At 40.3% G+C, this 22,009-nt stretch carries 22 protein-coding genes and 1 tRNA gene; 12 read left to right on the top strand and 11 right to left on the bottom strand.

Annotated elements, in window-relative coordinates:
- Window positions 1–37 precede the first annotated feature (37 nt).
- Window positions 38–114: transfer RNA gene (locus DTW91_RS06865), tRNA-Arg, on the top strand.
- A gap of 185 nt (window positions 115–299) precedes the next feature.
- Here DTW91_RS06865 and hisS read toward each other — a convergent pair.
- Entirely contained in the window at window positions 300–1,658 is a 1,359-nt protein-coding gene (hisS, locus tag DTW91_RS06860) for a histidine--tRNA ligase (protein WP_125202649.1), read from the bottom strand.
- A 116-nt stretch (window positions 1,659–1,774) separates the two neighbouring features.
- Here hisS and DTW91_RS06855 point away from each other — a divergent pair, with 116 nt between their 5' ends.
- The 3 genes from DTW91_RS06855 (at window position 1,775) to lgt (ending at window position 4,055) form a co-directional block, all read left to right on the top strand.
- Complete coding sequence (locus DTW91_RS06855; protein ID WP_125202648.1) at window positions 1,775–2,401, top strand: alpha-ketoglutarate-dependent dioxygenase AlkB family protein; 627 nt, start codon at window positions 1,775–1,777, stop codon at window positions 2,399–2,401.
- Between the two features lie 137 nt (window positions 2,402–2,538).
- The gene (yidD, locus tag DTW91_RS06850; RefSeq protein ID WP_125202647.1) at window positions 2,539–2,775 is read left to right on the top strand and encodes a membrane protein insertion efficiency factor YidD; all 237 of its coding nucleotides are present in this window, start codon (window positions 2,539–2,541) and stop codon (window positions 2,773–2,775) included.
- A gap of 422 nt (window positions 2,776–3,197) precedes the next feature.
- The gene (lgt, locus tag DTW91_RS06845) at window positions 3,198–4,055 is read left to right on the top strand and encodes a prolipoprotein diacylglyceryl transferase (RefSeq protein WP_410493724.1); all 858 of its coding nucleotides are present in this window, start codon (window positions 3,198–3,200) and stop codon (window positions 4,053–4,055) included.
- A gap of 50 nt (window positions 4,056–4,105) precedes the next feature.
- Here lgt and DTW91_RS06840 read toward each other — a convergent pair whose 3' ends face one another.
- Genes DTW91_RS06840 through DTW91_RS06830 form a run of 3 tightly spaced genes read right to left on the bottom strand, consistent with a single transcriptional unit; the run spans window position 4,106 to window position 5,667 of the window.
- Window positions 4,106–5,137 (bottom strand): threonine aldolase family protein, encoded by a 1,032-nt coding sequence (locus DTW91_RS06840; RefSeq protein ID WP_125202645.1) that lies wholly within the window; start codon window positions 5,135–5,137, stop codon window positions 4,106–4,108.
- A gap of 18 nt (window positions 5,138–5,155) precedes the next feature.
- Window positions 5,156–5,413, bottom strand: a complete 258-nt coding sequence (locus tag DTW91_RS06835; RefSeq protein WP_125202644.1) for a Txe/YoeB family addiction module toxin — start codon at window positions 5,411–5,413, stop codon at window positions 5,156–5,158.
- Window positions 5,413–5,667, bottom strand: a complete 255-nt coding sequence (locus DTW91_RS06830; RefSeq protein ID WP_125202643.1) for a type II toxin-antitoxin system Phd/YefM family antitoxin — start codon at window positions 5,665–5,667, stop codon at window positions 5,413–5,415. The genes DTW91_RS06835 and DTW91_RS06830 overlap by 1 nt, the downstream gene beginning before the upstream one ends.
- Window positions 5,668–5,769: 102 nt before the next feature.
- Here DTW91_RS06830 and DTW91_RS06825 point away from each other — a divergent pair, with 102 nt between their 5' ends.
- Complete coding sequence (locus DTW91_RS06825; protein ID WP_125202642.1) at window positions 5,770–6,417, top strand: metal-dependent transcriptional regulator; 648 nt, start codon at window positions 5,770–5,772, stop codon at window positions 6,415–6,417.
- 87 nt (window positions 6,418–6,504) lie between these two features.
- On the opposite strand, the gene dnaJ is transcribed toward DTW91_RS06825, so the two are convergent.
- The gene (dnaJ, locus tag DTW91_RS06820; protein WP_125202641.1) at window positions 6,505–7,614 is read right to left on the bottom strand and encodes a molecular chaperone DnaJ; all 1,110 of its coding nucleotides are present in this window, start codon (window positions 7,612–7,614) and stop codon (window positions 6,505–6,507) included.
- A 58-nt stretch (window positions 7,615–7,672) separates the two neighbouring features.
- Window positions 7,673–8,212 (bottom strand): nucleotide exchange factor GrpE, encoded by a 540-nt coding sequence (locus DTW91_RS06815; protein WP_125202640.1) that lies wholly within the window; start codon window positions 8,210–8,212, stop codon window positions 7,673–7,675.
- A 322-nt stretch (window positions 8,213–8,534) separates the two neighbouring features.
- Here DTW91_RS06815 and DTW91_RS06810 point away from each other — a divergent pair, with 322 nt between their 5' ends.
- A complete protein-coding gene (locus DTW91_RS06810; RefSeq protein ID WP_125202639.1) occupies window positions 8,535–9,200 on the top strand; it encodes a head GIN domain-containing protein in 666 nt (221 codons plus the stop codon).
- Window positions 9,201–9,304: 104 nt separating this feature from the next.
- On the opposite strand, the gene ligD is transcribed toward DTW91_RS06810, so the two are convergent.
- The 3 genes from ligD to DTW91_RS06795 all read right to left on the bottom strand — a co-directional run bounded on the left by ligD (window position 9,305) and on the right by DTW91_RS06795 (window position 12,657).
- Window positions 9,305–11,167 (bottom strand): DNA ligase D, encoded by a 1,863-nt coding sequence (gene ligD, locus DTW91_RS06805; RefSeq protein ID WP_125202638.1) that lies wholly within the window; start codon window positions 11,165–11,167, stop codon window positions 9,305–9,307.
- Window positions 11,168–11,232: 65 nt separating this feature from the next.
- Window positions 11,233–11,844, bottom strand: a complete 612-nt coding sequence (locus DTW91_RS06800; protein ID WP_125202637.1) for a DNA polymerase ligase N-terminal domain-containing protein — start codon at window positions 11,842–11,844, stop codon at window positions 11,233–11,235.
- A gap of 33 nt (window positions 11,845–11,877) precedes the next feature.
- On the bottom strand, window positions 11,878–12,657 hold the full coding sequence (locus DTW91_RS06795; RefSeq protein ID WP_125202636.1) for a Ku protein: 780 nt from the start codon (window positions 12,655–12,657) through the stop codon (window positions 11,878–11,880).
- Between the two features lie 157 nt (window positions 12,658–12,814).
- On the opposite strand from DTW91_RS06795, the gene DTW91_RS06790 reads away from it, so the two are divergent.
- From DTW91_RS06790 to pdeM, 6 genes are all read left to right on the top strand, one after another.
- Window positions 12,815–13,678: an SDR family oxidoreductase gene (locus DTW91_RS06790; protein ID WP_125202635.1), complete on the top strand. Its 864-nt coding sequence runs from the start codon at window positions 12,815–12,817 to the stop codon at window positions 13,676–13,678.
- Between the two features lie 18 nt (window positions 13,679–13,696).
- Window positions 13,697–14,722 carry a ligase-associated DNA damage response exonuclease gene (locus DTW91_RS06785; protein ID WP_125202634.1) on the top strand — a complete coding sequence of 342 codons (1,026 nt, stop codon included), beginning with the start codon at window positions 13,697–13,699 and terminating at the stop codon, window positions 14,720–14,722.
- Complete coding sequence (locus DTW91_RS06780) at window positions 14,719–16,299, top strand: ATP-dependent DNA ligase (protein WP_125202633.1); 1,581 nt, start codon at window positions 14,719–14,721, stop codon at window positions 16,297–16,299. Before DTW91_RS06785 ends, DTW91_RS06780 begins: the two co-directional genes overlap by 4 nt.
- A gap of 212 nt (window positions 16,300–16,511) precedes the next feature.
- Entirely contained in the window at window positions 16,512–18,956 is a 2,445-nt protein-coding gene (locus tag DTW91_RS06775) for a ligase-associated DNA damage response DEXH box helicase (protein ID WP_125202632.1), read from the top strand.
- Window positions 18,957–18,981: 25 nt separating this feature from the next.
- Window positions 18,982–19,929 (top strand): virulence protein RhuM/Fic/DOC family protein, encoded by a 948-nt coding sequence (rhuM, locus tag DTW91_RS06770; protein ID WP_125202631.1) that lies wholly within the window; start codon window positions 18,982–18,984, stop codon window positions 19,927–19,929.
- Between the two features lie 20 nt (window positions 19,930–19,949).
- Window positions 19,950–20,594: a ligase-associated DNA damage response endonuclease PdeM gene (gene pdeM, locus DTW91_RS06765; protein WP_125202630.1), complete on the top strand. Its 645-nt coding sequence runs from the start codon at window positions 19,950–19,952 to the stop codon at window positions 20,592–20,594.
- Here the strand turns inward: pdeM and DTW91_RS06760 are convergent.
- Window positions 20,591–20,851 (bottom strand): SemiSWEET transporter, encoded by a 261-nt coding sequence (locus DTW91_RS06760; RefSeq protein WP_125202629.1) that lies wholly within the window; start codon window positions 20,849–20,851, stop codon window positions 20,591–20,593. The genes pdeM and DTW91_RS06760 overlap by 4 nt on opposite strands.
- Before the next feature lie 2 nt (window positions 20,852–20,853).
- Window positions 20,854–21,840 (bottom strand): catalase, encoded by a 987-nt coding sequence (locus tag DTW91_RS06755; RefSeq protein WP_125202628.1) that lies wholly within the window; start codon window positions 21,838–21,840, stop codon window positions 20,854–20,856.
- Window positions 21,841–22,009: the final 169 nt, after the last annotated feature.

Here is a 22,009-nt window from a genome sequence, read left to right as displayed (position 1 = left end):
GAAATGAAAAAAGACTTATATTTGCAAACCCAAAAACGGCCTCGTGGCGCAACTGAATAGCGCATCTGATTACGGCTCAGAAGGTTACAGGTTTGAATCCTGTCGAGGTCACCAATCCGCAATTCTTTTTAAAAGAATACTGGAAAAAAATCAGGAATAGTTCGCACGTTCAATTTACAAGATTGTTTTCGTGATTGCTATTCCTTTTTTGTTGAAATTAAACATTAAGTTTTTATAAAATTGTAAGATTTTTGAAGGAAAAAATTGGCTCCAAAAAGACGTCATCCAAATAATGCCAATTACAAAACTGACTTCAAAAACGCTTCGACCGCCATCGTCTTCTGCTCGCCAGACTCCAGATTTTTGATACTTACCGTCTGATCTTTAATCTCTTGCTCACCCAGAAAAACCAGATTTTCGATTCCTTTTTTCTCGGCGTAAGCAAATTGCTTTTTGATTTTGGCCGCTTCCGGATACAGCTCGGCCGAGATTTGGTGCTGTCTTAATTTTGAAATCAATTTCAGGGCTTCGATGGATTCTGCTTCGCCATAATTAGCAAAAAGATATTTTACTTTTACGTCAGAATCCGCGGGAAAAATTCCCAATTCCTCCATCACCAGATAGATCCTGTCGAGACCGAAAGAAATCCCAATTCCGGGAATGTCTTTCACGCCGAAAACTTCGGTCAGATTGTCGTAGCGCCCGCCGCCGCCGATGGATCCCATCGCAACATCTTTCGCTTTCACTTCGAAAATGGCACCGGTGTAATAGTCTAAACCTCGGGCAAGCGTGATATCAAACACCAAATCCTGAGAATTAATTCCCAGTTGCAAAGCATTTTTAATAACAAATTCCAATTCTTGGACGCCTTTCAATCCGTTGCTGTTACCTCCGAATTTTTCTTTGAGCTGATTTAGGTTTTCCAAAGCGTCAGAACTTTGAGAAAAAAGGAAATCCAACTTAGAGAGGGCTTCCTCCGAGATTCCTTTTTCCATCATCTCCTTTTGCACGCCTTGCTTCCCTATCTTATCCAATTTGTCAAGCGCTACTGTGAAATCAATCAACCGATCGGCAATTCCGGCATATTCTGCAATTCCGGAAAGGATTTTTCGGTTGTTGATATGAATGGTCACCGATAGATTCAAGTCTTCGAAAGATTTGAAATACAACTGCAAAAGTTCCACTTCTTGCCAAAGACTGGTGCTGCCTACCACATCCGCATCGCATTGGTAGAACTCTCGGAATCTTCCTTTCTGAGGCCGATCGGCGCGCCAAACCGGCTGAATCTGATAACGTTTATAGGGAAATGCCAATTGCCCTTGATTCATCGCCACGAAACGCGCGAACGGAACGGTAAGGTCGTACCGAAGGGCTTTTTCGGAAATTTGAGCAATCAGTTTTTGAGAATTTTTGTTGTTCCAATCTTCGTCATTGGCTTTCGCCGCATAATCGCCTGAATTTAAGATTTTGAAAATCAACCGATCGCCTTCTTCGCCGTATTTTCCCGTCAAAGTCGAAAGGTTTTCGAAGCTGGGTGTCTCCAAAGGCTCGAATCCAAACAATTCGAAATTCTTTTGCAAGATATCGATGATATATTTTCTTCTATAAACTTCTTTCGCGGTAAAATCTCGGGTTCCTTTTGCTAAGCTGGGCTTCATTTTTTTGAGGATGAATGTTTGTGGATCAACGATTAGTCGTGTGCAAAAATAAGAATTATAAGCGGAAAGGCTGAATTTTTTGATTTTCTTTGAGCCAAAAAATATAATTTTGAAATATGAATCTTTTTGAGCATCAACCAGAAATCATAGAAAATATTCTGCCTTACGATGGCATCACGTCTTACTATGGCAAAGTTTTTTCTGAGGAAGAAGCAACTCATTATTTAAACAAATTAAGCAGTGAAATCGAGTGGAAAAAGGATGAAGCCGTCATCTTTGGAAAAGTCATAGAAACGAAACGGAAAGTGGCTTGGTATGGCGACGAACCCTTTCGCTATACTTACTCTGGACGAACGAAAACAGCCTTGCCCTGGAACAAAACACTTCTTGAAATCAAGGAAAAAATCGAAATCCTAAGCGGCGAAACTTTTAACTCCTGTTTGCTAAATCTCTATCACGACGGGTCGGAAGGAATGGCTTATCACAGCGATGGCGAAAAGGATTTGAAGAAAAATGGCGCCATAAGTTCGGTAAGTTTTGGAGCTGAGAGGAAATTTAATTTCAAACACAAAAGCACCAAAGAACTGGTTTCGCTCATCCTGGAAAACGGCAGTTTATTGATGATGAAAGACTGCACTCAGAAATTCTGGCTTCACAGCTTACCGACTACAAACAAAATCGTAAAACCTAGAATTAGCCTGACTTTCCGGACGATTGAGCTTAGAAATGATCCCAAAATTTAACCCAAATCATTACCCCAACTAAACGCTTTAAAAACCGGGAAGTGAATTTTCTGTTTTTTAGCGAGGATAAATGTTATAGTTTGGTTAAATGTGATTGCAGTTCTGATTTTTCTGCTATTTTTGCATAGTTTAAAATTATGCTGAACAAAGTTGTCACATTCCCGATCGTGGTTTTGATCAAGTTTTATCAATTCGCCATCTCGCCTTGGATCGGAAAAAATTGCCGTTATGAGCCCACGTGTTCGCATTATGCTTTGGAAGCGCTGAAAGTTCACGGCCTTTTCCGAGGCGGCTGGCTGGCGCTGAAAAGAATTGCAAGCTGCCATCCCTGGGGCGGCGAAGGTTATGATCCGGTGCCACCAAAACAACACTAAACCATCTATCAATGAATCGTATTTTTCTTAGATTTTATCTCGTACTTTTTGCCGGAATTTTTCAATTGTTCTGTTCACAAACTGTTTCAAACGAGCTTTCAGACGGGACTTTGAAAATCAATAATAAAGAAACCCTGAAGGTTAAAATTTTTGCCACGCAAAGTTCGGCACTTCTGTATGAGGAAGCCATGCGAAATATCCCCAACGAACTGGTCATCCTAAATGAAGATAACATCAAGGCAGAATCTGCAGAACACCTCGCCGGCATTCAAAATATTTTGGCAACGTATCAAAATAATCATTTTCAATTCTTGGACAAGAATTTCAAACCGGTAGCGGCCAATTTAGACCCAAAAAATATCAGCAACTTCAAGTATCTTTTGAAATCCGACAGGATTTTGAAACCTACCGACGATGTAGAGCTGGAAACGACTTTCAAAATTTGGGATCCTGTGAAAGGCATCAAACTGGGACCGGTGATGCTGCATTTTTACAGTTTGATGTTCATTCTGGCTTTCGGGATTGGCTATTTCATTATGGGAAGAATTTATAAAATAGATGGTGTGGACGAGAAATATCTGGAGCCTATTTTTACTTGGACTTTGATTGGAACCATTCTGGGCGCGAGATTGGGACACGTGATTTTCTATCAGCCCGAACTTTTCAAGGAGGATTTCCTGAGTGTTTTCCTGCCCATCAGTACCAAAGGCGGTCTGCATTTTACAGGATTTTCCGGACTGGCGAGCCACGGCGCCACGATTGCTTTGATCTTCACAACCTTATATTACAGCTACAAAATCATCAAGAAAAATCCGTTTTGGGTCTACGACCGGATCGGAATTGTGGTCGCTCTGGGCGGCGCTTTCGTGAGAATGGGTAATTTCTTCAACTCCGAAATTATCGGCAAACCCGTGGATCCTTCTTCCCCTTTTGCCATTCTTTTCCCGCAGCAGAGTTCGGAATATGGCATCACCGTACCGCGCTATCCTACCCAATTATTCGAAGCTTTCGGATATTTTTGTTTGTTTGTTTTGCTTTGGATTCTCTACAGAAAAACCGATAAAAAATACCAGCAAGGTTGGCTGTTCGGATTATTTTTCATTGTTCTCTGGGCGGTCCGCTTTTTTGTAGAATTCCTGAAAGAACCACAAGGCGACGAGTTTATCCAGTTTGCGGGGCTCAATACAGGACAAGTTTTGAGTATTCCTTTTATGCTTGCCGGATTTGTGATTATGGCTTATTCCAAGAACAATAGGCTTCCTAAAGAAGAAATTGTTTAAAACGGAAGTTCCCGAAATGGGAGATTTATTTTAATTATAAGCCAAGAAATTTACAAGCGTTCAATTTCTTTGAGAAAACCTTCCACCACCTCATCAGGTGTTGCCCAAGAAGTGATCAACCGAATCGCAGAGTTATCTTCATCAATCTTTTTCCAAACATAGAAATCAAAGTTTCCGGATAGTTTTTTGATTTGCGAATTATTGAGAATTGGAAAAATCTGATTCGTAAAAGTGTCTGATAAAAACTGAAATCCTCTGTGCTGAAAAGCAGATTTAATCTTCATCGCCTGAACATTGGAATGCTTTGCCAGATCAAAATACAGATCGTTTTTCATCAACTCCAAAAACTGAATTCCAAGTAATCTGCCCTTAGCAAGCATTGCGCCTTTTTGCTTGACGTGGAATGCGAAATCCTCTTTCAGATTATCATTAGTAATCACAATTGCTTCGCCGAGGAGCGCGCCGTTTTTTGTTCCTCCGATGTAGAAAACGTCTGTGAAATTGGCAATATCTTGCAGCGTCAAATCATTGATTTCTGAGGTTAAAGCCTGTCCCAGTCTTGCACCGTCGAGAAAAAGATAAAGATTGTTGGCTTGGCAAAATTCATACAATTCTTTCAGTTCTTGTTTCTGATAAATCGTTCCAATCTCTGTTGAATTAGAAATGTAAACCAGTTTTTGTTTGACTTGATGCGGTTTGTTGGTATGCGAATCCAAAACCGACTGGATGTGTTCCGGTTTCAATTTGCCATCTTCGGTTACGATGCCGTGTATTTTGTGTCCGGTTGCTTCTATCGCGCCGGTTTCATTGGTGAAGATGTGTCCGGTTTCTGCAGAGATAGTGCTTTCGTGCGGCCGAAGAATGGAAGAAATTACCAAAAGATTGGCTTGGGTTCCGCCGCTCACAAAGTGAACATCGGCATTTTCGTCATTAATTTTTCGCTTTATTAATTTTCTCGCTTCATTAGAATAATCATCGTAGCCGTAACCATTTTGCTGGTCCAGATTTGTTTTGATTAATGCTTCTAAAATATTAGGATGACAACCTTCGGAATAATCGTTTTTAAAGGAATATTTCTTCATTTTTTCTTTCCAGATTTTTTAATCGTAGTGAAATCTGCATTTTGCAATTTGTATTTCATCGTTTTCATACTTATAAATTAACCGATGCTCATCATCTATTCTTCTGGACCAAAATCCTGAATATTTGTGTTTCAAAGGCTCGGGTTTTCCAAGGCCTTCATAAGGATTTCTCCCAATATCCTTTAGCAATTCGTTGATTTTCTTGAGCTTTTTCTTGTCGGTAATTTGCCAGTAAAGATAATCTTCCCAAGATTCATCCACAAAAACATACCTCATTAGTCTTCAATTAAATCTTTGGAAAATGATTGTTTACTTTTCAGTTTTTCAATTGCCGAGTCTAGCCGCGCTTCATTTTTTCTGGAAGACAATTCGTGATTGGTTGCTACCAGAGCGTTGTATTCGTCCAAAGACATGATGACAATCCCTTGGTCTTTTCCGCGATTAATAATCAAGGTTTCAAAGTTTTTGGAGACTTTGTCTAAATAAGATTTGATATCTTTACGGAAATCGGAAATATTTGCAATGAGCATTTCTATTAATTTTGTACAAATATATGTACAAATTATCATTTTAAAAAATAATTATGTTAGCTCATAAAGTAGATTTATCTAACTTTTTATTAATTTTGAATGATGAATTCCTTGACCGAAGAAAATTATTTGAAAGCGCTTTATCATCTCGTGAATGAGAATGACGAAGTTTCTGTGAATGATCTCAGCCGGCAACTGAATATCAAAATGCCATCCGTGAACAGTATGGTCAAGAAATTTGCGGACAAAAACTGGGTCAAATATGAATCTTACAAACCAATCAAACTGACCGAATCGGGAAAAAAAGAAGCTTCGATCATCGTAAGAAAACACCGGTTGACCGAAATGTTTTTGGTGGAAAAAATGGGTTTCGGATGGGAAAACGTCCACGAGATTGCGGAACAGTTGGAACACATCCACTCGGATGTCTTCTTTGATAAAATGGATGAACTCCTGAATTACCCCACGATGGATCCCCACGGCGAGCCCATCCCCGACAAGGACGGAAATGTGCTGCAGCGCGACCATAAAAAACTGAGCAAATGCAAGGAAAATCAGACCGTAGAATTAGCCGCAGTTACAACATCATCCGAAGAATTCTTGAATTTTCTGAACAAGAGAAACCTCAGTCTCGGAACCAAATTGAAAATCTTACAGATTGAAGGATTTGACCAATCGATGTTGATTGCTTATAACGGGCGCAAAGAGAACTTTAGCAAGACGGTTTGTGACAGGCTACTCGTGAAGTAAATGTTCTTTTGGCAAAACTGCTTTTCATTGAGCCGGACACGAAATTGCGGACACAAAAAAGAGACTCAAACCGAGTCTCTTTAATATTTAGTTGAACATATCTTTCACTTTCTCAAAGAATGTTTTTTCTTTCCCTGTGGGTTCGGCGTTCATATCGCCGTTTTCCAATTGTTTTTGGAAGAATTCCTTTTGCTCTTTTGTCAGTTTTTGCGGCGTCCAAACATTGATATGAACGAACATATCGCCTTTTCCGCCGTATCCTTCGATGTTCGGAAGACCTTTTCCGGTCAATCTCAGGATTTTACCGGATTGCGTGCCTTCATCAATTTTGATTTTCACTTTTCCACCAACCACGTTGATTTCTTTGGTCGTTCCCAAAGCGGCTTCCGCAAAAGAAATATAAAGTTCCTGATGCAGATTGTCGCCCTCACGTTTGATGGTTTTGTCCACTTCTTCCTCTACTACCACCAGCAGGTCGCCGGGTGTTCCGCCAAGCGGTGCATCATTACCTTTCCCCCTCACATTCAGTTGGATGCCGTCTCTTGCGCCTGCCGGAATATTGATGGTGATTTCTTCTTCTTCTTTGATAAGACCCTGGGCATTGGCTCCGGCAGGGATTTTGTCCGCTATCTTCCCGATGCCTTGGCAAGTTCCGCAAGTGGTCTGCGTCTGCATCTGGCCGAACATCGTGTTCATCATTCTTACTTGAACGCCGCTTCCGCCGCAGGCCGGGCAAGTCTTCGAGGTCACGCCTTTGGCGAGCTTCATTTTTTTGACTTTGATGGTTTTCTGAGTACCCGAAATCATTTCCTCGAGGTTTAGCTTGATGCGCACCCGAAGGTTGGAGCCGCGAGCACGTTGCTGTCTCTGACCACCACCACTAAATCCGCCCCCGAAAATATCACCAAACTGGCTGAAGATGTCTTCCATATTCATTCCGCCAAATCCTCCGAAACCGCCGCCTGCAGCGCCTCCAACTCCGGCGTGACCGTACTGGTCATATCTTGCCCTCTTGTTGTCGTCACTCAGGACTTCGTAAGCTTCCGCGGCTTCCTTGAATTTATCTTCCGCATTTTTATCGCCCGGGTTTTTGTCCGGGTGATATTTAAGAGCCATTTTTCGGTAAGCCTTCTTTATCTCTTCAGCATTGGCTGATTTGGTAATTTCTAATATTTCGTAATAATCTCGTTTCGCCATAATTGATTGTTCATATTGATGATTGATAATTGATTTTAAAAATCAACTATCTTTGTTTTTAGTTACCTGTGACTACTTTCGCAAAACGAATCACTTTGTCGTGCAGTTTATAACCTGTTTCTATCACATCTATAATTTTACCTTTAAGATCCTCTGAAGGCGCAGGGATCGAGGTAATGGCCTCGTGCAAATCTACATTGAAAGTGTCCCCTTGCTCTACATGGATGGGTTTCAAACCTTTCTCAATCAGCTTGCTTTTCAACTTCTGGTAGATCAGTTCGATGCCTTTCAGCTCGGTTTCATTGCCATTTTTTGAGATTTCTTTGATGGCTCTTTCGAAATCGTCCAAAATACCCAACATCGAAGTCATCAAATCTTGAGAAGCGTAGAGGTAGAAATCGTTTTTTTCTTTTTGTGTCCTCTTTTTATAATTTTCGAACTCTGCATAGAGACGCATATATCTGTCTTTTTCTTGTGCCAAAAGTTCTTCTGCGCTTGGCTCTTGTGACAGATTTTCTTGATTTTCTGTTGCGGGATTTTCTTTGGGTTGAGGGTTTTGGGTAAGGTTTTCTTCGTGTATATCTCTGTTGTCGTCCATAATTGATAATTTTACAAGATATATTTTTACAATTCTTTTGCCAATCGTGTTTGTTTGACAATTAGGCAGAAGTAGCATCCACGTGGTTGAGACATAAATTAATTAAGAAGCTATTGAGAGTCCTTAAAATAACTTTTTAAATGTCGGCCGAAAAGAGATACTTTAACTGAATATAGAAACCTGTCACTCCAATTCTCCACAGAAATATTTTTGATTAGGAAAATCCAAAGATTTTCGCACTATTTGCATTTTAACGTTTCCTTAACCGAAATTGGTTTCACATTTGTAAAGGATACTGTGTTTTAAACAATCACTAAAAATTATGAAAAATATTATTATGGCTGCCACAGCATTGTTGATGTCGCAGTTTTCCTTTGCTCAAACCAAAGAAGTTTCTGCATTTACACAACTAAAAGTCTTTGACAAAATTCCGGTACAGCTGGTACCTTCAGATTCTTACAAAGCAGTAGTTAGCGGTAAAATGGCGGATGATGTGGAATTCGTAAGCACCGAAAACGAACTGAAAGTTCGCATGAAACCATCGAAACTTCTCCAAGGCGATGCCGTGAAAATACTTCTTTATTACAAAGATATCAGCGATATCCAAGCCAGCCAAGGTTCCAAAATCTGGTCTTCCGACGTTGTAAAAGCTTCCAAACTGGATCTGACTTCCAATGAAGGTTCTGAAATCAATTTGAATGTCAATGCTGCCGTTATCGATGGGAAGATAAATACAGGAGGAATTATGAAATTGGCGGGTAATGCTGATTCTCAAACCATCGTGGTCAATACCGGCGGAAAATATCAAGGAAAAAATCTTGTGACCAAAATTACAACCATCACCACCAACGCAGGCGGAGAAGCCTCTGTAAACGCGACCGATTCTGTGAATGCTACTACAAGAGCTGGCGGCGTAATCGATATTTACGGTAAGCCAAAATCAAAAAATGATCAAAAAATAGCAGGCGGAAATATTAATTATCACTAAAAATGGTTGCTACAGCTCCGTGAAAAAACGGATATCCGAGCGTAACCACCATCTATTAAAATCCCATTCAGCAAAACCTGAATGGGATTATTTTTACAATAAATTTAGCTTTCCAATTTTTCAATCGCCTTCAGCATATCGACTCCTTTGCCCAGCACGGGTTTGAAGAGGTCACCCTTTTCTTTCAACCGATTCAAAGCATTATGAATATTGAAATCCGTCGGTTTTAGCCCGGCTCCAACTTCGGACCACTCTAAAGGCATCGATACCGGCGCGCCGTCCTTGGGACGCAGGCTGTAAACACTTGCCAAGGTCTGTCCACGCCTGTTCTGCAAATAATCCAGATAGATTTTATTCTTATCCCGCTTCTGAAGACTGCGTTCTAAAGTGGTCAAATCGGGCAATTTCTGCTGCACGATTTGCATTAATAAATGCCCAAAATCTTTGACCTGATCGTAGCTGTACTTTGCGCCCATCGGGATATAAATATGAATTCCGGTGCTTCCCGAGGTTTTGGGAATACCGCCGATTTCCGCCAAATCCAAAACTTCTTTCACTGCGTGAGCCGTCTCGACCACATCTTGGAAACTGTTTTTTTCCGACGGATCCAAATCCAAAACGAGATAATCCGGAAAATCGGCTGTGGGCAAGCGGCTCGTCCAGACATTCAGCTCGATACAGCCCAGATTGTTGAGATACGCCATCGTCTCTTTATCATTGCAGATGATATAATTGATGTACTTATCGCTACTTTCCGAAAATACTTTTTCTATTTTTATCCATTCCGGAGTCTCGTCGGCCGCATCTTTTTGATAGAAACTCAAACCATTGATTCCGTTGGGAAATCGGTTCATAGATTGCGGACGGTCCTTCAGATGGGGCAAGATATATTTTGAAATACTTTGATAATAATCGATGACATCGCCTTTGCTGACCTCATCTTTCGGGAAATAAATCTTGTTTCTGTTGGTCAGTTTCAGTTCCTGTTTTCCTATTTTTTTAATGACATCGTTTTTGGATGTTCTTTTTTTGGGTTCTGATGTTTTCACGATTTCTATTTTTTCTTGGTTTTCGGAATTGAATTCTACATCTTCAGGCTTCACATCATCACGAAGTCGCAGGAAAACCGGATGACGGTAAATATGGTCCTTCGTAATTTCGGTAAATTTGATTTCTGCCACCAGTTCTGGTTTTATCCACGTCGCTTTTGCATTGGTTTTCGGCGTAATTTTAAAAGCGGATTTATCAGTAATCAAGGGTTTCATCAGGGCGTGAAGCTCTGTAAGCCTTTGGTCATCGAAGCCCGTGCCGGTGTGACCGCAAAACACGATTTCTCCACCAAGATATTTACCGAGTATGAGGGATCCGAATTTGCTTCTGGAGCCTTTCGGTTCAGTAAAGCCACAGATGATGGCTTCATCGGTCTGATTATTCTTGATTTTGAGCCAATCGGAACTGCGGAGGTTTTCTTTGTAGATGCTGTCTGTTTTTTTGGCCACAATTCCTTCCAGCCCCATTTCGGTCGCGGCGTTGAAAAACTCTTTGCCATTTTCCAGAATATGATCGGAGAATTGGATGATTTCATTTTGAATCAGAGCCTCTTTTAGTAATTCTCTCCGCTGAAGATAGCTGAGTTCTTCGGTAGAATGACCATTAAGCCAAAGCAGATCAAACACTTGATAGATCAAAACCAGATTGGGATTGTCTCCAATCTGTTGCAGCCATTGGAAATTGGGTTTCCCTTTATCGTCATAAGCAACAATTTCGCCGTCCAAAACCATCTCATGCTCTTGAATCTTAAGTGCTTGGGTTATTTTTTTAAATTTTTGAGAAAAGTCGAGACCGTTTCTGGAATACAATCGCATTTCTTCGTGGCGCAAGTCGGCAATTGCTCTGTATCCGTCCCATTTGATTTCGAATGCCCACTCCGGATCGTCGAAGGCTTTATCGGTCGTCTTGCAAAGCATCGGTTTTATGAATTCGGGCAGTTTTCGTTCTCCCGAAAGTGCCGGAGTATAATTTTTAAAATGCTTTACGCTTTCGGAGGCGGCGTTTTTTTTTTACTTTCTTTTTTGTTGAGATAAGCCGTTACTTTTGAATTTTTGGAAGTATGATTTTCCGCGTCATATTCTTCAGAAACGGCAAAATCGTCTTTATGCTTGATGAGCAACCAGGCATTATCATCTTTTGGATTTTTGATTTTTACTAAGGCAAATTCTCCTTTGAGTTTTTTGCCATGCAGGATGAATTTGAGAGAATTTTGGTGCAATTCGGCACGCATCACGAGATCATCTGTTTTTCCTTTTACCTTTTCAATCGGTTCATAGGTTCCTTCGTCCCAGATTTCTACTTCGCCGGCACCGTAATTTACTTCGGGGATAGATCCTTCGAAGGTTCTGTAATCGTACGGATGATCTTCCACCATCATTGCCAGACGCTTGTCTGCAGGATTCATAGAAGGCCCTTTCGGGACGGCCCAGCTCTTCAGCACGCCATCCATTTCCAAACGAAAATCATAATGCAATCTGGTTGCGGCGTGCCGCTGAACCACAAATCTCAATTTTTTCCCACTCGCCTTCTCCTTTCCGCTGGGCTCGGATGTTTCTTCGAAATTTCTTTTTTTATGGTAATCTTCAAGTGCCATTTCGTAATTATTAATTGAAAATTATTAATGATTTTATCCCGCTTTCTTTTTTCCTTTTTCCAGACTGGCTTTCAGCATTGCCATTAGATCGGTGGCTTTGCCTTCCGGCTCTTTTGTTTCAGGTAGTTTTACCTTTTTGCCTTTCGCTTTTTGCTCGATGATTTTTAGCAAATCACCGTTATAAGTGTCTTTATATTTAGACGGATCGAACGGGCTCGCTAACGATTTGATCAGGGCTTCCGCCATTTTGAGCTCCTCGGGTTTAGGCGGACTTCCCGCAGGTATTTTGAGATCTTCATAGCTTCTCATCTCTTCGGGATAGCGCATTCTGTTGACCATCAGAATTTTCTCCTCGTAAGGGCGTATCAGACAAAGCAATTCTCTGTCTCGAAGTATAAATGAACCGATGCCTGCCATTTTGGTTTTAATCAAGGCTTTTAACAGTAGTTTATAGGCGGCTTCGCCATTTTTCTGCGGTTCCAGATAATATGGTGTTTCAAAAAGTGCCGGGTCGATCTCGTCCTCCTTCACAAATTGCGAAATGCTAAGAATTTTTGACTTTTCAGGACTCGCTGCCGCGAAATCATCGTCATCCAGGACGATGTATTTGTCTTCTATCTTGTAACCGCGGACGATGTTTTCCCAGACCACTTCTTTGCCGGTTTTCTCGTTGATTCTTTTAAACTTGATATTGCTCAAATCCTTGCTGTCTAGCATATCCAAATCTAATGTACTGGAATCTGTTGCCGAATACAGTTTAATGGGAATATTAACCAGTCCGAATCCAACGGCACCGTTCCAAATTGCTCTCATAAACGAATTTTTATATTCTATCCTTAGCGATTAGAGTACTTATCAAATTTTCTTAACAATAAACATTCCATCATCAAAAGTTTTACAATTTCCATTCCGTAATCCGCAGAAAGGGTTTAGCACATTATTTGTAATTGCTAATTCAAAGTAGCACAAAATGCAAAAACAAAACAAGGAGAAAATAAGACCTCCACAACAGCAGCAACGCCCCGGCTTGGAAAAAAAAATGAATCCGATACCCGACACGGATCCTATCGAATATCCTGACGGCGGAAAATTAAAAAATAAGGTAGCCATCATCACAGGCGGAGACAGCGGAATCGGAAAGGCGGTAGCGCTGCTTTTCGCAAAGGAAGGTGCAAACGTAGTCATCGCCTATCTCAGCGCAACCGAAGATGCCAAAGAAACCAAAAATAAGGTCGAGTCTTACAATGTAAAATGCAAAATAATCAAAGCAGATCTTTCCAAAGAAAATCAATGCAAAAAAGTCATCGATCAGACCATTGCAAGCTTTGGCAAAATTGATATTCTAGTCAATAATGCCGCCCTGCATTGGGAAGCAAAATCGATAGAAGACATATCAACCGACCAATTGGTAAGAGTCTTTCAAAATAATTTCTTTTCCTATTTCTGGACGACTAAATATGCGTTAAAACATCTGAAAAAGGGCAGTTGCATCATCAATACCGCATCGGTCACAGCCTACAGAGGAAGTCCAGAACTGATTGATTATGCTGCCACGAAAGGCGCCATTGTTTCCTTTACGAGAAGTTTGTCTACCAATCTTATGGACAAGGGTATCCGTGTCAATGCTGTGGCGCCGGGTCCCATCTGGACTCCCCTGATTGCTTCATCCTTCGAGTCCAAAAAGAATTCGGAATTCGGAAGTGATTCTCCTATGAAGCGGGCGGGGATGCCCAACGAAGTGGCTCCTAGTTTTCTTTTCTTAGCAAGTCAAGATTCGAGTTTTATCAGTGGTCAAGTGCTTCATCCGAACGGCGGCGAAATCGTCAACGGATAAAATTACAACCAGCGCCAATTGAAACTTATTACATTTACAAACAAAGGAATCTACTGTCCGCAAGGGAATTTTTATATCGATCCGTGGCGGCCGGTAGATTATGCGGTGATTACGCACGGACACGCCGATCACGCACGATGGGGAATGAAGAAATACCTTTGCCATCATTTTACGAAACCTATTTTACTTCAAAGAATTGCTCCCGATATTGAATGCCAGACTTTGCATTATGGCGAAGTTTTGGTCATTAATGGCGTCAAACTTTCGATGCATCCGGCCGGTCATATTATTGGGTCCGCTCAGGTTCGTTTGGAATATAAGGGCTATGTGAGCGTGGTCTCAGGAGATTACAAAGTTCAGGAGGATGGTTTGAGTTCCCCTTTTGAACTGGTGAAATGCCATGAATTTGTGACAGAAAGCACGTTCGGATTGCCGATTTACAATTGGCTGGAAATTTCGGATTTGAATAAAAAACTTCAGAATTGGGTTTTAAGGAATCAGGAAAATCAAAAAACGTCGGTTTTCATCGGGTATTCTTTGGGGAAAGCGCAACGGATTATGAAAGCCATCGAAGGGATGGGAAAGATCCACGTTCACTACTCTATTGCCAAACTCAACAAAGCTTTTGAAGAGGCCGGAATTGTACTTCCCGATTATGAAGTTCCCGATTTCCGAGAAAGCATTAAGCAAATTGCCGGCGACATTGTGATTGTTCCGCCTGCTTTGTTGGATAGCAATGTCATTAAAAAAATTCCGGATGCGGCAACCGCAATCTGTTCCGGATGGATGCAAGTTCGCGGTGCCAGAAGATGGCGAAGCGCCGATGCGGGATTTCCGATGAGCGATCACGCCGACTGGAAAGGCTTGCTACAGGTCATCAAAGGTACAGAAGCCGAAATCGTTCACGTGACGCACGGACAAACGGAGGTTTTTTCTAAATATTTAAACGAAATCGGGATAAAATCTGATGTTGTAGAGACCTCGTACGGCGAGGATGATGAAGAAATCGTGGAAAAAGAAACCATAGAAGATTCTGAAGTATGAGACAGTTTGCAGAGCTCATCAACGCCCTCGAGAGCAGCAACAAAACCAATGCTAAAATTGGGGCCATCGTCGACTATTTGGAGCGGGCGCCGGATGATGACAGGCTATGGTTTATCGCTCTGTTTACGGGCAAAAGACCCAGACGAAATGTGAACACCAATCTTATGAAAGAATGGGCATTGGAAATTACCCGATTGCCTTTTTGGCTGTTTTTGGAAAGCTATTCCTCAGTAGGCGACTTAGGTGAAACTTTATCGCTGATTCTTCCGCCACCAAAAGAAAAAATAGAAAAAACTTTATCCGAATGGATGAACGAAATCATCGGATTAAAAACGAAAACCGAAGCCGAAAAAAAAGAATACGTACTCCATTCTTGGAATGGTTTGGACTATACCGAACGATTGATTTTCAATAAATTATTGGGCGGAAGTTTCAGAATTGGCGTCTCCAGCAAAACTTTGATTAATTCTTTGATGAAATTTTCAGGACAAGAAGCCAGCACTCTAATGCATAGTTTGATGGGAAAATGGCAACCGCACGAGGCTTCATTTCAAGAACTGATTTCTGGAGAAAATATCAACCCCGACAATTCAAAACCATACCCTTTTTGCCTTGCTTACCCTTTAGAAAAAAATTTGGAAGATTTGGGAAAACCCGCCGAATGGCTCGTCGAATACAAGTGGGACGGAATCCGCGGACAAATTATAAGGCGAAATGACGAAGTGTTCATCTGGTCTCGAGGAGAAGAATTGGTGACGGAACAGTTTCCCGAAATTGAAAATATCGTAAAATCGATGAAGGGCAATTTTGTAATAGATGGAGAAATACTTGCAGTAAAGGAAAGTAAAGTTTTGAATTTTAATGAATTACAAAAACGTTTGAACCGCAAAACTTTAAGTAAAAAAATGCTTTCCGAAATTCCGATTGAAGTATTTGCGTATGATATTTTGGAACTAGAAGGAAATGATTTACGGGAAAAACCCATTTCAGCCAGAAGAGCGATGCTCGAGGAATTATTGCTGAATGAAACGCCTGAAAATATCAAAATTTCTCCGGCCATTGATTTTGATGACTGGAGCCAATTAGATTCAATTCGAGAAAATTCCAGGGAAATCAACAGTGAAGGATTGATGCTGAAGCAGAAAAATTCGCATTATCATTCAGGCCGAAAAAAAGGCGATTGGTGGAAATGGAAAATCAATCCGTTAACGATTGACGCCGTTCTCATTTATGCTCAAAAAGGCAGCGGAAGACGGAGCGCCTACTACACCGACTACAGTTTTGCCGTTAAAAGTGGTGACGGTTTGGTTACCATTGCCAAAGCTTATTCCGGATTGACCGATAAAGAAATTATGGAAATCAGCCGGTTTGTGAATAAAAATGCGATTGAGAAATTTGGCCCTGTTCGTACCGTGAAACCGGAATTGGTTTTCGAAATTGCATTTGAAGGAATTGGTTTCAGCAACCGTCACAAGAGCGGTGTGGCACTGCGTTTCCCAAGGATTTTAAGATGGAGAAAAGACAAAACCGTGAATGATATTGATGATATTGAAGAGATTAAGAAACTGATACAGTAGATTTTGATTTAAACCACAAAAGTCACAAAAGCTTCTTGTTTTTTGATTATCAAATTCAGAAGTTCAAAAAAGTTATAATCAAAACTTTGTTTGTGAATTTTGTGGTAAAAAATATGAAGTAAAAATAAGCATTTTCCTTTTTTGAACTTTAAAAAGTCATAACTAAAACTTTTCTTTTGTGACTTTTGTGGTAAATGTTATGTGTTAAAATAATGAGCAACTACGAAAATACCGAAGGCTTTAAAATCATTCAAAACTGGATGATGGAAAAAGGGAATTCGCCATTCAAATTTCAGGTTGATACTTGGAAGAAATTTGGCAGTGGCTACAGCGGAATGGTGGTGGCACCGACCGGCTTTGGGAAAACCTTTTCGGTATTTTTAGCTTTGATTTCGGATTTTCTGACCTATCCCGACAAATACAAAAAAGGGCTGAAAATGATTTGGATTACGCCGTTGCGTTCACTTTCAAAAGACATCGCTAAGGCAATGCAGGAAGCCATTGACGAGATTGGTCTGGATTGGGAAGTCGGCGTAAGAAATGGCGACACCGACCCGAAAGTACGGCAGCAACAGGTCAAAAATATGCCGGAGATTCTTGTGGTCACGCCCGAAAGTTTGCATTTGCTCTTGGCTCAAAAAAATCATCGGCATTTTTTTTCAAATATGCATTGTGTTGCCGTTGATGAATGGCACGAGTTGTTGGGTTCCAAGCGCGGTGTGATGGTAGAATTGGGAATTTCTCAACTTTTACATTATGTTCCGAAACTCAAAATCTGGGGAATTACGGCAACTATCGGAAACCTCGATGAAGCGCTGGAAGTTTTAATTCCATACGACATTAAAAAAACAAAAATTACCGCCAAGGAACACAAAAAAATCGATATCATTTCGGTTTTTCCGGATGAAGTTGAAATTTTGCCTTGGGCCGGACATCTTGGGCAGAAATTAGCGGATAAAGTGGTTCCGATCATTCTGGAATCCAAATCGACCATCGTTTTTACCAATACTAGAAGTCAAAGCGAAATGTGGTACCAGCTGCTGCTGAATGCGCATCCCGATTTTGCCGGACAAATCGCTATTCACCATAGTTCGATTGATGCGCATCTGAGAATTTGGATTGAAGAAAACTTAAGTTCTGGAAAACTGAAAGTCGTGGTTTCCACCTCATCTTTGGATTTGGGAATTGATTTTAAACCCGTGGACACCGTGATTCAAATCGGCTCTGCGAAAGGCGTTGCGAGATTTTTGCAACGCGCCGGGCGAAGCGGCCACTCCCCTTTTGAAACCTCGAAAATCTACTGCATTCCGACCCATTCTTTGGAGCTGATAGAAGTTGCAGCCTTGAAAGAAGCGGTAAAACAAAAAGTTGTAGAGCCCCGCGAACCGCAAGTTTTGTGCTTTGATGTGTTGATTCAATTTCTGATGACATTGGCGGTTGGCGATGGTTTTTATCCGGATGAAGTCTTTGAAAGAATCAAGAAAGTCTATACTTTTCAGGAGATCCGCGATGAAGAATGGAAAGCGATGATCGATTTTCTCACGATTGGCGGAAGTGCGTTGAAAAACTATGCCGAATATCAAAAAGTTGTCGTGATGGAAGACGGTTTGCACCAAGTGACCTCCCGAAAAATTGCAATGCTGCACCGTATGAATATGGGCGCCATCGTCAGTGATGCGATGCTGAAAGTGAAATTCCTTTCCGGCGGTTACATTGGAATGGTTGAGGAATATTTTATTTCGAGACTTAAAAAAGATGAAAAATTCATTTTGGCCGGTCGGGTTTTGGAAGTGGCGATGGTTAAAGATATGACCGTCTACGTGCGATTGTCCAAGGGAAAAGCTTTCGCGCCAAGTTATTTGGGAGGCAGGTTGCCGCTGAGTTCCAATCTCGGCCATTTTTTGAGAGAAAAATTGTCGGGAGCGCTCAATCCCAAAGCTTCTGAGCAGGAGCTGAAATTTCTGCATCCGCTTTTGGCGAATCAAGAAGAGCGGTCGCACATCCCAAAAGAGGACGAATTTTTGCTGGAATTGATTAAGAATCGTGAAGGTTATCATCTGTTTATGTATCCCTTCGAAGGGCGATTGGTACACGAAGTGATGGCCGCTTTGATTGCCTATCGGATTTCAAAATTGTCTCCTATTTCCTTTTCGATGGCGATGAACGATTATGGTTTTGAACTGTTCAGCGACAAAGAAATTCCGCTGAATGAGGATAATTTACATCAAATTCTGAGCAGACATAATCTGATGATTGATGTGATTTCGAGTATCAATTCTGCAGAAATGGCTCGGCGAAAATTCAGAGATATTGCCGTGATTTCCGGAATGGTGGTTCAGAATTTTCCCGGACAGCAACGTTCCAATAAAGCGTTGCAAAGTTCGGCAGGATTGATTTTCAAAGTTCTGGAAGATTATGATCCCAATCATTTTCTCGTGAGGCAGGCTTACACCGAAGTTTTTAATATGCAACTACAGGAACAGCGATTGGTAGAAGCTTTTGCGCGAATAGAAAAATCTAAAATTATCCTGAAATTTGCCAATTCATTTACACCATTGAGTTTCCCTATAAAAGTTGATAGTTTGAGGCAGACATTGACGAGTGAGAATCTAGATGCGAGAATTCAGAAATTGATTCAGCAGTCACGTAAGATGTAATTTCAAATTTCATTATCTTTGAAATGTGAGCATTATTGAACTTTATCAGTCTTCCAACGGCGAAACTCAAATCCAAGTAAAATTTGATGCCGAAACCGTTTGGCTTTCTCTAAATCAAATTTCTGAACTGTTTGGACGTGATAAATCTGTAATTTCCAGACACTTAAAGAACATTTTTAGTACTAAAGAATTGGATAAAAATTCAGTTGTTGCAAAAAATGCAACAACTGCCCAAGACGGAAAAATTTATCAGGTAGAGTTTTACAACCTCGATGCCATAATCTCGATTGGTTATCGTGTCAATTCCGTTCAAGGAACACAGTTTAGGATTTGGGCAACCAATCGTCTGAAGGAATATTTGATTCAAGGTTATTCTTTAAATCAAAATAGGCTGGAAGAACTCAATCAATTAATTGAAATCATTTCTAAAAACGAAATTCAAAATAATGAGGCAAAAGGTCTTTTAAATATTCTCGCTATCTACACAAAAAGTTTCATTCTCCTCAATCAATTTGACAGTAACAGACTGGAATTAAAATATTTAGAAGAAAATATCACTTATGAAATTGACTATAATGAAGCCTTGTTCGCAATCAACGAACTTAAGAATCAATTAATTCAAAAAAAGGAAGCGACGGAACTATTTGGAAATCAAAAAGACCAGACATTCTCAGGAATTTTAAGATCTGTGATTCAGACTTTTGATGGCAATTATTTGTATCCAACGATTGAAGAGCAAGCTTCTCATCTACTCTATTTCGTCATAAAAAATCATCCCTTTTCTGATGGAAACAAAAGAATTGGTGCATTCCTATTCGTTTGGTTTCTGAAAAAAAACAAACATCTTTTGAAAAATAACGGCGAAAGCAAAATTAATGATAATGCTTTAACAGCTTTGGCTTTGCTTGTCGCTCAAAGTAATCCTAACGAAAAAGAATTAATGATAAAATTGATTTGTAATCTTATTAATTAAATCAAATTATTAATTTTAAAATGAACATTGCTACAAAAGATATAACTATTCAAAACGAAATTTTCACTCTAACCAATCAACGGGCCTTATTTTGGGAAAAGGAAAAGGCGTTGATATTTTCAGATTTGCATATCGGGAAAACGGCGCATTTTCGCAAGCACGGTATTGCTTTGGCGAGTCATATTATGAAAAACGATTTGGAACGTTTATCGATTCTTATTGAATATTTCCTGCCGAAACAATTCATTATCGTGGGAGATTTGCTGCATGCCGGCGATAACTCGGATGTAGAGAAATTCTGTAAATGGAAAAATCAATATTCGGACATCCAATTTTGTCTGATAGAAGGCAATCACGACAGAATTTCGAAAACTTTGGAGAAGAAATTATGTTTGGATTCACGCAGTGCTTCCTTAGAAATCGGAGACATTGCTTTTGTGCACGATTTTGACCGTTCCAACCCAAAATTTCAGATTACCGGGCATATTCATCCGGGATTTGTGATTAATTCTTCTGTGAAAAGAATAAAACTGCCGTGTTTTGCACTGACTGCCAGGCAATTGCTACTGCCAGCTTTCAGCGAGTTTACGGGTTTAGACACCAAAAATATTCCTAAAAAAGGACTTTACTTTGTGTTTACGGATTCGGAAATTTATGAGATTTAAGTCTTGCGTTTAAATATTAAACAGCTAATCAACAACGTAAGATTTACCAGAACAGAAAAGCCGTTGGCAAGGATAATTGGAAGATCATCTGTCAAAATACCATACCAAACCCAAAGTGAAAGACCGATGATCAGCACCAGCATCATTACTATGGAAACGTCTTCAGCTTTTTTTTCGCGCAGAACCTTTATCAGCTGTGGCATCATCGCGACGGAGGTGAGAACGCCGGCAATGATTCCGAGTATTTTTTCGTCCATTTTTAGCTTTTATTATTAATTTTGTTCCTAGTCTCTAAGGACGTTTTGTAAGCAGCATCGCGTAATTTTTGCAACTTTCCTACCGGCTGCAATGCTGCAATGTTGTCAAACGGATTAAAGGAAAGAGCTTCCAGCGCGAGATCATTTTTATTCAAAAATTCTGTGATGGTGATTTTCCCAACCGGCACGTATTCAGATTTTTTCCACATTTTATTCAAAAAATTTACCGGCTGATATTTTTCGTCATAGCAATATTGGGCTTGCAATTCAGCTTCATAGATTTTGTGCTCGCGCAGATAGCTCTCAATGGAAAGATCGATTTTATTATCTTGATATTTTTTGGGAATATGGATTGGAACCAAGCGAAGTTTTACCAAAGCGTCGCCCAGTCTGTACACGCCAATAGAATGATAATCAAATGATAAAATAAAATTTCTCCACTGTCTCAAAAATCTTATCACTTGATTTTGAAAGGAAACATTAAGAGTATCAGGAATAATATACAGGAAACTTTGAAGGATCTTGAACAAATTCCAAAATTTTTGGAAAGCAGCTTCAGAGAAATAATTGTTTATCGAGATGAATAATTGGAGGAAACGGCTGACATCCACGATGGGAAAAAGCGGAAAATTGACCAAGGGAAAATTTGCAATCGTGGTGTCCTTTTCACTCAATTTCACCGAAAATCCGTACGCAGGCACAGTTCTGTCTTGCCTGACAATTTTCATATGGGCATTCGAAATCCGAATGAGACAATCTAAATTTTTTGCCGGAAATATTTCTTTCTCCTCAAAATCATCATCAAGTTGGAAACTTCCTTTTACAAAAGCATAACTGGTGGCGTGTGCATCCCTTGTGGCAAGATTTTGATTATTGATTTCGGGAGATTTCTTGACAAATTTTTCAATGGCTGTGCAGGCTTCATCAAGAAGTTTCAGTTCTTTTGCAGTTAAAAGATCTAAGTCGGCGCGGTATGTACGTTTGGTCATCACAGTTTTCACTTCAACCAAAATGAAGCCATAAATGCTAAGATTTCAAAAAAAATGAATCCGTCTCACAACAAAAAGTGAGTCGGATTTTTAATTTTTATCTATTCATATTCTTTAGTAAAAAAATAAAAAGTTGTCCTTCTCAGGCAACTTTCTTTCTTAAATTGTG

It is taken from the genome of Chryseobacterium sp. SC28 (assembly GCF_003932955.1).
Classification (GTDB): domain Bacteria; phylum Bacteroidota; class Bacteroidia; order Flavobacteriales; family Weeksellaceae; genus Epilithonimonas.
Note: the sequence above shows the minus strand (reverse complement) of the source record. Positions and strands in the feature narration are given on the sequence as shown.

Excerpts from the sequence above, each read along its gene's own strand:
- hisS (WP_125202649.1), bottom strand. The coding sequence starts at position 1,658 with ATGAAGCCCAGCTTAGCAAAAGGAACCCGAGATTTTACCGCGAAAGAA.
- DTW91_RS06790 (WP_125202635.1), top strand. The coding sequence starts at position 12,815 with ATGCAAAAACAAAACAAGGAGAAAATAAGACCTCCACAACAGCAGCAA.
- DTW91_RS06825 (WP_125202642.1), top strand. The coding sequence starts at position 5,770 with ATGAATTCCTTGACCGAAGAAAATTATTTGAAAGCGCTTTATCATCTC.
- DTW91_RS06780 (WP_125202633.1), top strand. The coding sequence starts at position 14,719 with ATGAGACAGTTTGCAGAGCTCATCAACGCCCTCGAGAGCAGCAACAAA.
- DTW91_RS06800 (WP_125202637.1), bottom strand. The coding sequence starts at position 11,844 with ATGGCACTTGAAGATTACCATAAAAAAAGAAATTTCGAAGAAACATCC.
- DTW91_RS06840 (WP_125202645.1), bottom strand. The coding sequence starts at position 5,137 with ATGAAGAAATATTCCTTTAAAAACGATTATTCCGAAGGTTGTCATCCT.
- ligD (WP_125202638.1), bottom strand. The coding sequence starts at position 11,167 with ATGCTTTGCAAGACGACCGATAAAGCCTTCGACGATCCGGAGTGGGCA.
- DTW91_RS06810 (WP_125202639.1), top strand. The coding sequence starts at position 8,535 with ATGAAAAATATTATTATGGCTGCCACAGCATTGTTGATGTCGCAGTTT.
- DTW91_RS06795 (WP_125202636.1), bottom strand. The coding sequence starts at position 12,657 with ATGAGAGCAATTTGGAACGGTGCCGTTGGATTCGGACTGGTTAATATT.
- DTW91_RS06835 (WP_125202644.1), bottom strand. The coding sequence starts at position 5,413 with ATGAGGTATGTTTTTGTGGATGAATCTTGGGAAGATTATCTTTACTGG.
- DTW91_RS06760 (WP_125202629.1), bottom strand. The coding sequence starts at position 20,851 with ATGGACGAAAAAATACTCGGAATCATTGCCGGCGTTCTCACCTCCGTC.
- DTW91_RS06830 (WP_125202643.1), bottom strand. The coding sequence starts at position 5,667 with ATGCTCATTGCAAATATTTCCGATTTCCGTAAAGATATCAAATCTTAT.
- DTW91_RS06775 (WP_125202632.1), top strand. The coding sequence starts at position 16,512 with ATGAGCAACTACGAAAATACCGAAGGCTTTAAAATCATTCAAAACTGG.
- dnaJ (WP_125202641.1), bottom strand. The coding sequence starts at position 7,614 with ATGGCGAAACGAGATTATTACGAAATATTAGAAATTACCAAATCAGCC.
- pdeM (WP_125202630.1), top strand. The coding sequence starts at position 19,950 with ATGAACATTGCTACAAAAGATATAACTATTCAAAACGAAATTTTCACT.
- DTW91_RS06815 (WP_125202640.1), bottom strand. The coding sequence starts at position 8,212 with ATGGACGACAACAGAGATATACACGAAGAAAACCTTACCCAAAACCCT.
- yidD (WP_125202647.1), top strand. The coding sequence starts at position 2,539 with ATGCTGAACAAAGTTGTCACATTCCCGATCGTGGTTTTGATCAAGTTT.
- DTW91_RS06855 (WP_125202648.1), top strand. The coding sequence starts at position 1,775 with ATGAATCTTTTTGAGCATCAACCAGAAATCATAGAAAATATTCTGCCT.
- DTW91_RS06755 (WP_125202628.1), bottom strand. The coding sequence starts at position 21,840 with ATGACCAAACGTACATACCGCGCCGACTTAGATCTTTTAACTGCAAAA.